The sequence below is a fragment of the Streptomyces sp. NPDC046203 genome, assembly GCF_040646255.1.
Taxonomy (GTDB): Bacteria; Actinomycetota; Actinomycetes; order Streptomycetales; family Streptomycetaceae; genus Streptomyces.
In genome coordinates this window covers 39,969-52,549 of the sequence record NZ_JBEYZX010000007.1, presented here as the reverse complement: position 1 = coordinate 52,549, position 12,581 = coordinate 39,969, and the positions used below count along the sequence as shown (strand labels likewise).

8 protein-coding genes, 1 tRNA gene and 1 pseudogene are annotated in these 12,581 nt (G+C 71.0%); 9 read left to right on the top strand and 1 reads right to left on the bottom strand.

Annotated features, from left to right (window positions below; translation table 11 throughout):
• Window positions 1-71: 71 nt before the first annotated feature.
• The 9 genes and pseudogenes from gnd (at window position 72) to ABZ990_RS08140 (ending at window position 10,961) form a co-directional block, all read left to right on the top strand.
• Window positions 72-947, top strand: a complete 876-nt coding sequence (gene gnd / locus ABZ990_RS08180; RefSeq protein WP_361227140.1) for a phosphogluconate dehydrogenase (NAD(+)-dependent, decarboxylating) — start codon at window positions 72-74, stop codon at window positions 945-947.
• A 59-nt stretch (window positions 948-1,006) separates the two neighbouring features.
• Window positions 1,007-2,125: pseudogene (gene recF, locus ABZ990_RS08175) on the top strand (DNA replication/repair protein RecF); the annotation flags it as partial.
• A gap of 155 nt (window positions 2,126-2,280) precedes the next feature.
• Window positions 2,281-2,817: a DciA family protein gene (locus ABZ990_RS08170; protein ID WP_361227138.1), complete on the top strand. Its 537-nt coding sequence runs from the start codon at window positions 2,281-2,283 to the stop codon at window positions 2,815-2,817.
• A gap of 641 nt (window positions 2,818-3,458) precedes the next feature.
• Window positions 3,459-5,489 carry a DNA topoisomerase (ATP-hydrolyzing) subunit B gene (gyrB, locus tag ABZ990_RS08165; RefSeq protein ID WP_361227135.1) on the top strand — a complete coding sequence of 677 codons (2,031 nt, stop codon included), beginning with the start codon at window positions 3,459-3,461 and terminating at the stop codon, window positions 5,487-5,489.
• Window positions 5,490-5,530: 41 nt separating this feature from the next.
• Window positions 5,531-8,176: a DNA gyrase subunit A gene (gene gyrA, locus ABZ990_RS08160; RefSeq protein ID WP_361227132.1), complete on the top strand. Its 2,646-nt coding sequence runs from the start codon at window positions 5,531-5,533 to the stop codon at window positions 8,174-8,176.
• 123 nt (window positions 8,177-8,299) lie between these two features.
• The gene (locus ABZ990_RS08155) at window positions 8,300-8,908 is read left to right on the top strand and encodes a DUF3566 domain-containing protein (protein ID WP_361227129.1); all 609 of its coding nucleotides are present in this window, start codon (window positions 8,300-8,302) and stop codon (window positions 8,906-8,908) included.
• A 99-nt stretch (window positions 8,909-9,007) separates the two neighbouring features.
• Window positions 9,008-9,081: transfer RNA gene (locus ABZ990_RS08150), tRNA-Ile, on the top strand.
• A gap of 114 nt (window positions 9,082-9,195) precedes the next feature.
• Window positions 9,196-9,330, top strand: coding sequence for a DLW-39 family protein (locus ABZ990_RS08145; RefSeq protein WP_003958712.1), 135 nt, complete (start codon window positions 9,196-9,198; stop codon window positions 9,328-9,330).
• A gap of 182 nt (window positions 9,331-9,512) precedes the next feature.
• Entirely contained in the window at window positions 9,513-10,961 is a 1,449-nt protein-coding gene (locus ABZ990_RS08140) for a hypothetical protein (protein ID WP_361227126.1), read from the top strand.
• On the opposite strand, the gene ABZ990_RS08135 is transcribed toward ABZ990_RS08140, so the two are convergent.
• Window positions 10,948-12,354 carry a serine/threonine-protein kinase gene (locus tag ABZ990_RS08135; protein WP_361227123.1) on the bottom strand — a complete coding sequence of 469 codons (1,407 nt, stop codon included), beginning with the start codon at window positions 12,352-12,354 and terminating at the stop codon, window positions 10,948-10,950. The genes ABZ990_RS08140 and ABZ990_RS08135 overlap by 14 nt on opposite strands.
• Window positions 12,355-12,581 lie beyond the last annotated feature (227 nt).

The following is a 12,581-nucleotide window of genomic DNA, read 5'->3' as shown; positions in this document are numbered from 1 at the left end:
TGTGCGCCCGCGTCCCGGCGTAGGCTCGGACGCGGGTAGGAACCGCACACACGACGCTTAAGGAATCTCTGATGGAGCTCGGTCTCGTCGGTCTCGGCAAGATGGGCGGCAACATGCGCGAGCGGATTCGCCGCGCAGGCCACACCGTCGTCGGATACGACCGCAACCCGGACCTCGCCGATGTCCACAGCCTCGAAGAGCTTGTGGGCAAGCTCAAGGGTCCGCGCGTCGTGTGGGTCATGGTCCCCGCCGGTGCCGCGACCCAGTCGACCATCGACGAGCTGGCGCGGCTGCTGTCCCCGGGCGACGTCGTCGTCGACGGCGGCAACTCGCGCTGGACCGACGACGAGAAGCACGCCGAGGAGCTGGCGGCCAAGGGCATCGGCTTCGTCGACTGCGGCGTCTCCGGCGGTGTCTGGGGCCTGGAGAACGGCTACGCGCTGATGTACGGCGGCGACGCCGAGCACGTGGCCCTCGTCCAGCCGGTCTTCGACGCGCTCAAGCCGGAGGGCGAGTTCGGCTCCGTCCACGCGGGCAAGGTCGGCGCCGGCCACTTCGCGAAGATGGTCCACAACGGCATCGAGTACGCGATGATGCAGGCCTACGCCGAGGGCTGGGAGCTCCTGGAGAAGGTCGACTCGGTCGAGAACGTCCGCGAGATCTTCCGTTCCTGGCAGGAAGGCACCGTCATCCGGTCCTGGCTGCTGGACCTCGCCGTCAACGCCCTCGACGAGGACGAGCACCTGGCGCAGCTGCGCGGCTACGCGTCGGACTCCGGCGAGGGCCGGTGGACCGTCGAGGCCGCCATCGACAACGCCGTCCCGCTGCCGGCGATCACCGCCTCGCTGTTCGCGCGGTTCGCCTCGCGTCAGGACGACTTGCCGCAGATGAAGATGATCGCCGCGCTGCGCAACCAGTTCGGCGGCCACGCGGTCGAGAAGAAGTAGCAATCCACAGGCTGTGCACCGCGCGGTGCACAGCCGGCCGGGGAAGGTCGGCGCCCACCATGCACGTCACGCATCTGTCGCTGGCCGACTTCCGCTCCTACGCCCGGGTCGAGGTCCCGCTCGACCCGGGCGTCACCGCGTTCGTGGGCGCGAACGGCCAGGGCAAGACCAATCTGGTCGAGGCCGTCGGCTATCTCGCCACCCTCGGCAGCCACCGGGTCGCCTCCGATGCCCCGCTGGTGCGGATGGGCGCCGAGCGGGCCGTCATACGGGCCTCGGTCACCCAGGGCGAGCGCTCCCAGCTGGTCGAGCTCGAACTCAACCCGGGCCGCGCGAACCGGGCCCGCATCAACAGGTCCTCGCAGGTCAAGCCGCGTGACGTGCTGGGCATCGTACGGACGGTGCTGTTCGCACCGGAGGATCTCGCGCTCATCAAGGGCGACCCCGGCGAGCGCCGGCGCTTCCTCGACGAACTGATCACGGCGCGCGCGCCGCGCATGGCGGGTGTGCGCTCCGACTATGAGCGGGTGCTCAAGCAGCGCAACACCCTGCTGAAGTCCACGGCCATGGCCCGGCGGCACGGCGGGCGTTCCCTGGACCTGTCCACCCTGGACGTCTGGGACCAGCATCTGGCCCGGGCCGGTGCCGAGCTGCTCGCCCGGCGGCTGGATCTGATCGGGGTGCTGCGCCCGCTCGCCGACAAGGCGTACGAGCAGCTGGCGCCGGGCGGCGGCCCGGTCCAGCTGGAGTACCGCTGTTCGGCGCCCGGCTCCGGGCACACCCGCGAGGAGCTGTACGGGCAGCTGCTCGCCGCGCTCGCCGACCACCGCAAGCAGGAGGTCGAGCGGGGCGTCACGCTGGTCGGCCCGCACCGCGACGATCTGGTCCTGAAGCTGGGCGATCTGCCGGCCAAGGGGTACGCGAGCCATGGCGAGTCCTGGTCGTACGCCCTGGCGCTCCGGCTCGCCTCGTACGAGCTGCTGCGTTCCGAGGGCAACGAGCCGGTGCTGGTCCTCGACGACGTCTTCGCCGAGCTGGACGCGCGCCGCCGGGAGCGGCTCGCGGAGCTGGTGGCCCCCGGTGAGCAGGTGCTGGTCACGGCGGCGGTCGACGACGACGTGCCCGGGGTGCTGGCGGGGACGCGGTACGCGGTGTCCGGCGGGACCGTCGAGCGGATCACGCGCGGGGAGCCGGGCACGGTGTCCGGCGTACCCGGTTCCGCCGCACCGGTGGAGGCCGAGCCCCACGCCGTCGAGCCCGTCGAACCGGTCGAGTACGTCGAACCGGTGGAGAGGCCGGCCGGGTCGTGAACGGAGAAACTTCCCCACAGCCTGTGGACAAGCCGGAGGCCGCCAAGGCCCCCGAGCCGTCCGGCGTGGATCTCGCGCGCGTCGCGCTGCGCGCCGCCAAGGAGCAGGCCCGTGCCCGGGGTGCGGCGGCGGCCCAGAAGAAGCAGGCGCGGCGCGGCGGCGGACTGCGCTCCGGCGCCCGTGCGGACGGCCGCGACCCGATGGCGCTCGGCGCCGCGATCACCCGGCTGATCACCGAGCGCGGCTGGGAGACGCCGGCGGCGGTCGGCGGGGTCATGGGCCGCTGGCCGCAGATCGTGGGCGAGGACCTGGCCAAGCACTGCGTCCCGCTGAAGTACGACGAGGAGCCGGACCAGCGGGTGCTCACCGTGCAGTGCGACTCCACGGCGTGGGCGACCCAGCTGCGGCTGCTGGCGCCTCGGCTGGTGGCCCGGCTCAACGAGGACCTGGGACACGGCACCGTACGGATGATCAAGGTCCTGGGGCCGGGCGGACCGCGCCGCGGCTACGGGCCGCTGCGGGCGCCCGGAAGCGTCGGCCCGGGGGACACCTACGGGTAGACCCGACCCGCCCGACCCGCCCGAGCTGCCCGATCCTCACGCCCGATCCCGGCACCCGCCCGAAGAACAGGGCTTCCCGGTCGGCGCAAGCGGCAGAGGTGCGGCAGAGGTACCGCGAATCGTCCCGGTACCTCCCCATCTCCACAATCTCCCCACGGTCACGCCCCCGGATCTTCGCGTGACCGGCTTTCCGGCGCCCGGTCCTGCCTCCGGGTGACGCGCCGATGACCCTCCGCACCCTTCGGCGCCGCCCGGCGTCCCGCGGTCCCCCGCAGCGTTCCTCGGCGGCCCGCGGTGTTCCTCGATACCCGCGCCCACCTGCGCGGACTCGTGCACGGCGGAGAGTTCCGCAGCGCGTTCGCCGCCCCCCGATGCGGGGGAAATGCCCCCAAACCCCCGTCCTGGCCGCCGGTCGCCACTACGCGCTACGACCGGAAGCGCTAGGTGGCCGTCTAAGGCCCCTGAAGCCCCTCCCTTGATATGGGGAGTCGTCTTCCGCCCGCTCAGGGCGGCACATGAGCTTTCAGGGACCGGCAAACCCCCATGACTGTCAGTGGTACCGGTAGACTGGGAGCCAAACCCGCCACACTGCGGAACATGTCGAACGACGCAGCCGCTCCCGTATGCCCGGAGAACGGCCTGTGCTGTGCCAGAAAGGGCGCTTCGTGGCCGATTCCGGCAATTCCAACGAGAACAACCAGTACACCGCCAGCAACATCCAGGTCCTCGAAGGCCTGGATGCCGTGCGCAAGCGCCCTGGTATGTACATCGGCTCGACCGGCGAGCGCGGCCTGCACCACATGGTGCAGGAGGTCGTCGACAACTCGGTCGACGAGGCCCTGGCCGGTCACGCGGACACCATCCACGTCACGATCCTGGCCGACGGCGGCGTGCGCGTCGTCGACAACGGCCGTGGCATCCCCGTCGGCATCGTCGAGTCCGAGGGCAAGCCGGCCGTCGAGGTCGTGCTGACGGTCCTGCACGCGGGCGGCAAGTTCGGCGGCGGCGGTTACGCGGTCTCCGGTGGTCTGCACGGCGTCGGTGTCTCCGTCGTCAACGCCCTCTCCACCAAGGTCGCGGTCGAGATCAAGACCGACGGCCACCGCTGGACGCAGGACTACAAGATGGGCGCGCCCACCGCGCCGCTGGCCCAGCACGAGGCGACCGAGGAGACCGGTACGTCGGTCACCTTCTGGTCCGACCCCGAGATCTTCGAGACCGTCGAGTACTCCTTCGAGACGCTCTCGCGCCGCTTCCAGGAGATGGCCTTCCTCAACAAGGGCCTCACCATCACGCTCACCGACGAGCGCGAGTCGGCCAAGGCCACCGTCGGTGCCGACGACCCGGACGCCGAGGCCACCGCCCAGCCCACCGCGCGCACGGTGAAGTACCACTACGAGGGCGGCATCGTCGACTTCGTGAAGTACCTCAACTCGCGCAAGGGCGACCTGGTCCACCCGACCGTCATCGACGTCGAGGCCGAGGACACCGAGCGGCTGCTCTCCGTCGAGATCGCGATGCAGTGGAACTCGTCGTACAGCGAGGGCGTGTACTCCTTCGCGAACACGATCCACACCCACGAGGGCGGTACGCACGAGGAGGGCTTCCGCGCGGCGCTGACGACCCTCGTCAACAAGTACGCGCGCGAGAAGAAGCTGCTGCGCGAGAAGGACGACAACCTCACGGGTGACGACATCCGCGAGGGTCTGACCGCGATCATCTCGGTCAAGCTCGGCGAGCCGCAGTTCGAGGGCCAGACGAAGACCAAGCTCGGCAACACCGAGGCGAAGACCTTCGTCCAGAAGGTCGTCTTCGAGCACCTGACGGACTGGTTCGACCGCAACCCGAACGAGGCCGCGGACATCATCCGCAAGGGCATCCAGGCCGCCACCGCGCGCGTGGCCGCGCGCAAGGCGCGCGACCTGACCCGCCGCAAGGGTCTGCTGGAGTCGGCGTCGCTGCCGGGCAAGCTGTCCGACTGCCAGTCGAACGACCCGACCAAGTGCGAGATCTTCATCGTCGAGGGTGACTCCGCCGGCGGCTCCGCGAAGTCCGGCCGTAACCCGATGTACCAGGCCATCCTGCCGATCCGCGGCAAGATCCTGAACGTCGAGAAGGCCCGGATCGACAAGATCCTCCAGAACACCGAGGTCCAGGCGCTGATCTCCGCCTTCGGCACCGGTGTGCACGAGGACTTCGACATCGAGAAGCTCCGCTATCACAAGATCATCCTGATGGCGGACGCCGACGTCGACGGTCAGCACATCAACACCCTGCTGCTGACGTTCCTCTTCCGCTTCATGCGCCCGCTGGTCGAGGCCGGTCACGTCTACCTCTCCCGTCCGCCGCTCTACAAGATCAAGTGGGGCCGGGACGAGATCGAGTACGCGTACTCGGACCGCGAGCGCGACGCGCTCGTCGAGCTGGGCAAGCAGGCGGGCAAGCGCATCCGCGAGGACTCGATCCAGCGCTTCAAGGGTCTCGGCGAGATGAACGCCGAGGAGCTCCGCGTCACCACCATGGACGTCGACCACCGTGTGCTCGGCCAGGTCACCCTGGACGACGCGGCGCAGGCCGACGACCTGTTCTCGGTGCTGATGGGCGAGGACGTCGAGGCGCGGCGCTCGTTCATCCAGCGCAACGCCAAGGACGTTCGCTTCCTCGACATCTGAGTCGGTCTCAGCTGACCGTACGAAAGGACTGACGACCAGCAATGGCCGACGAAACCACGCCGACCGGCACCACCGAAGAAGAGGGCCCGCAGATGCGGATCGAGCCCGTCGGGCTCGAGACCGAGATGCAGCGCTCGTATCTCGACTACGCGATGTCCGTCATCGTGTCCCGCGCGCTCCCCGACGTCCGCGACGGCCTCAAGCCGGTGCACCGCCGCGTCCTGTACGCGATGTACGACGGCGGCTACCGGCCCGAGAAGGGCTTCTACAAGTGCGCCCGCGTCGTCGGTGACGTCATGGGTAACTACCACCCGCACGGCGACTCCTCGATCTACGACGCCCTGGTCCGTCTCGCCCAGCCCTGGGCGATGCGGATGCCGCTCGTCGACTCCAACGGCAACTTCGGCTCCCCGGGCAACGACCCGGCCGCCGCCATGCGCTACACCGAGTGCAAGATGGCGCCGCTGTCGATGGAGATGGTCCGCGACATCGACGAGGAGACCGTCGACTTCACGGACAACTACGACGGCCGCTCCCAGGAGCCGACCGTTCTGCCCGCCCGCTTCCCGAACCTGCTGATCAACGGTTCCGCCGGTATCGCGGTCGGCATGGCGACCAACATCCCGCCGCACAACCTGCGCGAGGTCGCCGACGGCGCCCAGTGGTTCCTGGATCACCCCGAGGCGAGCCACGAGGAGCTGCTCGACGCGCTCATCGAGCGCATCAAGGGCCCCGACTTCCCGACCGGCGCGCTCGTCGTCGGCCGCAAGGGCATCGAGGAGGCGTACCGCACGGGCCGCGGCTCCATCACGATGCGCGCGGTCGTCGAGGTCGAGGAGATCCAGAACCGCCAGTGCCTGGTGGTCACCGAGCTGCCCTACCAGACCAACCCGGACAACCTCGCGCAGAAGATCGCCGACCTGGTGAAGGACGGCAAGATCGGCGGCATCGCCGACGTCCGCGACGAGACCTCCTCGCGTACCGGCCAGCGCCTCGTCATCGTGCTCAAGCGCGACGCCGTCGCCAAGGTCGTCCTCAACAACCTGTACAAGCACACCGACCTCCAGACGAACTTCGGCGCCAACATGCTGGCGCTCGTCGACGGTGTGCCGCGCACCCTCTCCCTGGACGCGTTCATCCGGCACTGGGTGGCGCACCAGATCGAGGTCATCGTGCGCCGGACGAAGTTCCGGCTGCGCAAGGCCGAGGAGCGCGCCCACATCCTGCGCGGTCTGCTCAAGGCCCTCGACGCGATCGACGAGGTCATCGCGCTCATCCGGCGCAGCGACACGGTCGAGGTGGCCCGCGGCGGCCTGATGGACCTGCTGGCGATCGACGAGATCCAGGCCAACGCCATCCTCGAGATGCAGCTGCGCAGGCTCGCCGCCCTGGAGCGCCAGAAGATCGTCGCCGAGCACGACGAGCTCCAGGCGAAGATCAACGAGTACAACGCGATCCTGGCCTCGCCGGAGAAGCAGCGGACGATCGTCAGCGAGGAGCTGGCGGCGCTGGTCGACAAGTTCGGCGACGACCGCCGCAGCCAGCTGGTGCCCTTCGACGGCGACATGTCCATCGAGGACCTGATCGCCGAGGAGGACATCGTCGTCACCATCACGCGTGGCGGCTATGTGAAGCGGACGAAGACCGAGGACTACCGCTCGCAGAAGCGCGGCGGCAAGGGCGTGCGCGGGACGAAGCTGAAGCAGGACGACATCGTCGACCACTTCTTCGTCACCACCACCCACAACTGGCTGCTCTTCTTCACCAACAAGGGCCGGGTCTACCGCGCCAAGGCGTACGAGCTGCCGGACGCCGGCCGGGACGCGCGCGGTCAGCACGTGGCCAACCTGCTGGCCTTCCAGCCGGACGAGCAGATCGCCCAGATCCTGGCGATCCGCGACTACGAGGCCGCGCCGTACCTGGTCCTGGCGACCAAGGCGGGTCTGGTGAAGAAGACCGCGCTGAAGGACTACGACTCGCCTCGGTCGGGTGGTGTCATCGCGATCAACCTGCGCGAGCGGGAAGACGGCAGCGACGACGAGCTGATCGGCGCCGAGCTGGTGTCGGCGACCGACGACCTGCTGCTCATCAGCAGGAAGGCGCAGTCGATCCGCTTCACCGCGACGGACGACTCGCTGCGTCCGATGGGACGAGCGACGTCCGGTGTCAAGGGGATGAGTTTCCGCGAGGACGACGAGCTTCTCTCGATGAATGTCGTCCGGCCCGGTACGTTCGTCTTCACCGCGACCGACGGTGGCTACGCCAAGCGCACCGGGGTCGACGAGTACCGCGTCCAGGGCCGCGGCGGCCTCGGCATCAAGGCCGCCAAGATCGTGGAGGACCGCGGTTCGCTCGTGGGCGCGCTGGTGGTGGAGGAGACGGACGAGATCCTCGCCATCACGCTGTCCGGCGGTGTGATTCGTACGCGAGTCAACGAAGTCAGGGAGACCGGCCGTGACACGATGGGCGTCCAGCTGATCAACCTGGGCAAGCGCGATGCCGTCGTCGGCATCGCCCGCAACGCCGAGGCGGGTGGCGAGGACGACGACGTGGACGGCGATGTGGACGGCGACGGCGACGGAAACGTCGAGGTCGGCGGCGATGTCGACGTCGACGGCGGCGCCGATGGCGGCGTCGGGGAAGCAGCCGAGTCGGCCGGTGGGGCCGAGGCGGCCGAGGGCATCTAGGCCCCGGCCGGGGAGCACGAGGAGTAGAGCGTGAGTGGAGCCACGGGCACCGGTCCGGTCGACGGACGGTCCGCAGGATCAAACGGTGCCCGTGGCTCCGCCACGGACTCCCAGGGGGTTACGGTGACGGACACTCGGGGGCAGCAGCCCTCGTACGAGGCCTACAACGGGCCGCTGCCCGGCGAGCGCGCCGGTGAGCGGCAGCAGGGCCCGTACCACCCGCCGCAGGCGTACGGCGCCGGCGGTCAGGGCACGGCGGCCGGCGGGGCCGCGGACACCACGGCCGGGGGCGGGACGCAGGGCGGCCGGAACGGGACCGAGGCGACGCGCAAGCCCCGTACGGGCGCGCGCACCACGCCGCGCACCCGCAAGGCGCGCCTGCGGGTCGCCAAGGCCGATCCGTGGTCGGTGATGAAGGTGAGCTTCCTGCTCTCCATCGCGCTCGGCGTGTGCACGGTGGTGGCGGCTTCGGTGCTGTGGATGGTCATGGACGCCATGGGCGTCTTCTCGACCGTCGGCGGCACCATCAGCGAGGCCACCGGCTCCAACGAGTCGAACGGCTTCGACCTGCAGTCCTTCCTGTCGCTGCCGCGGGTGCTGATGTTCACCTCGGTGATCGCCGTGATCGACGTCGTCCTGATGACGGCGCTGGCGACGCTGGGCGCGTTCATCTACAACCTGTCGGCGGGCTTCGTGGGCGGTGTCGAGCTGACGCTGGCCGAGGACGAGTGACCGCGTGGGGGCCGTCCCGGGAAACCGATTTTGGGACTGGCCCCCACGTGCGCTAATCTTCAGGAGTCAGCGCGCGGGACACACTCCGCAAAGCGCGGCGGGGCTATAGCTCAGTTGGTTAGAGCGCATCCCTGATAAGGATGAGGCCACAGGTTCAAATCCTGTTAGCCCCACAGCATCGATCGGCCCGGACAGTTCACCTGTCCGGGCCGATTGCTTTGTCCACGATGGCCGGTGTGTAGAGTGGGCGTCAGAATTCCTACGCCTACGAAAGACGAGGTCGCGCGGTGAAGAAGCTTCTCCTGGTCGCACTGGCCGCCATCGGCGGGCTCCTCGTGTACCGCCAGATCCAGGCGGATCGCGCCGAGCAGGATCTGTGGACGGAGGCGACCGACTCCGTGCCCGCAGGTTCGGGTGTGTGAGACGAAACGTCGTCTGTGAGTGGGGCCCCGGCCGCGAAAGCGGTCGGGGCCCCACTCTGTTTCCGGGGTGGGTCAGGTTGTGCCGGAGGGCCTTTCCCCGTCCCCGCTTCACCCGAGCGAACGTCCGTCCTGGTCCCGTGCGTCTGTAGGGTCTCGGGCACGGACACGAGGAGGGGGCGCGTGTGGACAGGCGACGGGGTGGCGGCCGCGGCCGTACGGCGGGAGCGCTGGGCGCGGTGGTGTGCGCCGCGGTGTGCGGGGCGCTCGCGGTGCCGGGCGGGGCGGCGTGGGCGGTCGGCGGTGACGGGACCGGGGCGGCCGGGGCCCGGGCCGGAGCGGGCGGGCAGGGGTACGCGTTCGAGGCGGACGCGCCGCGGGTGAAGGGCGCCGTCTCGACCCTGGACGCCGAGCGGCTGGCGGACGGCCGGACGTACCGCGACACCCTCGCGAAGGACGGCAAGCTCTACTACCGGGTCGATCTGGACGGCGAGCGGAACGCATATGCCTCGGTGGTCGCCGTACCGAAGCCGGGCACCGTGGCGACCTTCGCCGACGGCCTCAAGGTGAGCATGCGGGACGGCTCCGGGACGCAGTGCGGCTACCAGAACGAGGGCTTCGGGTCCGGTGACTACGGGCGGCCGATCGTGGCATATGCCGATCGCACCCTGAAGCCCGATTCGAGTACGTGCCGGCAGGCGGGCGCGTACTACGTCCTGGTCGAGCGTTCCTCGAAGGAGGACTCCGACCCGGGCGACTGGGAGCTGGAGATCCGGCTGCGCACCGAGCCGGGGGTGAAGCCGGTCGGGCCGACGAAGCTGCCGGAGGTCTGGGCCTCCGGTACGCCCCAGCCGCCCGCCGGAGGCCCCCGGCGGCGCGACGGCGGCGCGGGGCTGCACGAGGCGGTCTCCCTCGGCCAGGGCGAGTGGCGGACGGATCTGCGGCCCGGCCGGACGGTTTTCTACCGGGTGCCGGTCGACTGGGGCCAGCAGCTCTTCGTCGGCGCCGAGCTGGGCAGCAGCCCGGCCGCGAGCACGTACTTCGGCGGCGCGCTCGCGCTCTCCCTGGAGAACCCGGCGTACGGGCACGTCGACGGCCGTCAGAGCGGCTACTCCGGCGGCCCGGCGAGCATGACGCTCGACGCGCAGCGGCCGGTCGCCTACGAGAACCGGTTCGCCTCGAACAGCCGGACCAGCGCGATGCGCTTCGCCGGCTGGTACTACCTGTCGGCCACCCTGAGCCCCGGGCTGGCCGAGGCGTACGGGGACGGGCCGCTGCCGCTGACGCTGCGGGTGACCGTCCGGGGGAAGGCCGAGGCGGGGCCCGCCTATCAGGGGGACGCCGGGCCGTTCGCGGTGACCGGCGACGACCGGGACGCGGCCGAGAACGGGTCGAGCGTGGCCGTGCCGGGGCGCGAAGCCGATGCCACCCTGCGGATCGTCGGCATGGCCGGGATCGGCACCGGGACGGTGCTGCTGCTCGGGCTCGGTGCGTGGTGGGTGTTGGGCCGGCGGGTGGCGGCGGGAGCGGGAGCGGGAGCGGGAGCGGGAGTCGGGACGGCTGTCGGTACGGGCGCTGGGCCGGGAGCCGGGCCGGGCGGGGCGGGTGGTTCCGCCGGGACTATGCCTGGATGAGCGCCCAGATGCCCACGGCGAGGCACACCAGCGCGGTGACGAGGACCGGGACCGCCACCTTGGCCGGAGGGCCGGGGCGGCGCGCCGGAACGGGCGCCGGGGGGTGCGCGGGAGTGTGTGCCGGGGCGTGCGCGGGCGCGGGCGCGGAGAAGGGCGCCATCGGGGTCGGGGCCGGGGCCGGGGTCGGCGGTGCGAACGGGGCGGTCGGGGTGGCGGGGCCGTAGGGCGGTCCGTAGGGCGCCTGGGGCGCGGCCGGAGGACCGTAGCCGGGCGCCGGCGGGGCGTACGCGGGCTGCGGCGCCTGGGGCTGTGCCGGGGACTGCGCTTGGGGCTGGGGCTGGGGGTGAGCCGGGGCGGGTGCCGGGGCCGCCGCGGCGGGCGTCGCGGGTGTGGGAGCGGGCTGCGCGGGGGTACGGGGCGGGGGCGGCGGCAGATGGAAGCTGCCCGTCTCGGACGGTCCGGGCAGCGGCGCAGCCGGGTCCGGTTCGGGGGCCTCGGGCGCCTCGGGTACTTCGGGGCCGTCCGGGCCGAAGCCGGTCGGGAGCGGACCGATCTGGTCGAAGATCTCCACCGGGTCCTCACCGCCGGGACCCGGGTCGGGCAGCAGTTCGACCGCCGTGTTCAGCGCCTTGCGCGCCCCCGTGGCCGTCCGGAACCGGGCCTGCGGATCGGGCTGGAGCAGCCCCGCGAGCACCTGCCACAGCGGCTCCGCGATGCCCTCCGGGGCGCCCGGGGTGCCGTGGTCGAGGAAGCGGAGGACGAGCGCGTCCGAGTCGGGCTTCGCGCCCTGGAGCAGATAGAGACCGACCAGACCGACCGCGAACAGGTCGGCCGTGAAGTCCGGTTCGGCGCCCAGCATCTGCTCGGGCGCGAAGTAACCGGGCGTCCCCACCACGTAGTTGGTCTCGGTGAGGCGCGGTTCGCCCTTGCGCATGGAGATGCCGAAGTCGGACAGCCGCAGATGCGGCCGCCCGGTGCCGGTGACCTCCATCAGAAGGTTCGCCGGCTTGATGTCGCGGTGGACGACCCCCTCCGCGTGCACGGCGGCGAGCCCGGACAGCAGCTGGTCGAGCAGGGTGCACACGAAGCGGGGCGGCAGCGCGCCGTAGTCCCCGATCACGTGCGACAGCGAGCCGCCCGCCACCAGGTCCATGGTGAACAGGACCTGGTCGTCGTCGGCGGCCCAGCTGACCGGGGCGAGGACATGCGGATGGTCGATCCGCAGCGCCTGTTCGCGCACGAAGCGCAGCAGCGAGTGGGCGTCGCTCCGCTGGAGCACCTTCGCCGCCACGTAACGGCGGCGCCGGTGGTCCCAGGCGCGCCAGACCGCGCCGACCCCGCCGCGGCCGATCGGATCGATCAGCTCGTACCGACCCGCGAAGATCTCACCCATCGCGCTGCGCCCGCTCCCCGTACGTACGTCCGTCCGTCTCGGCCGCCGCGACGGACGCGACGGCCGACTGCCCGACTTCGATTCGACTCGATTCGACTTCGCCCGACGCGCCCGGCCCGCCCCGCCCCGCCCGGCCAGGTCCTGCTCGGTTCGTGCCCGCTCGGCTCGTGCCGGTGGGCCGGTGGGCCGGTGGGCCGGTCGGACCCGTCCCCGGGCCCGTAGCCGGA

What these genes read in the sequence shown, in the direction of transcription:
- gnd (WP_361227140.1), top strand. Translation starts at nt 72, where the DNA reads ATGGAGCTCGGTCTCGTCGGTCTCGGCAAGATGGGCGGCAACATGCGC.
- gyrA (WP_361227132.1), top strand. Translation starts at nt 5,531, where the DNA reads ATGGCCGACGAAACCACGCCGACCGGCACCACCGAAGAAGAGGGCCCG.
- ABZ990_RS08135 (WP_361227123.1), bottom strand. Translation starts at nt 12,354, where the DNA reads ATGGGTGAGATCTTCGCGGGTCGGTACGAGCTGATCGATCCGATCGGC.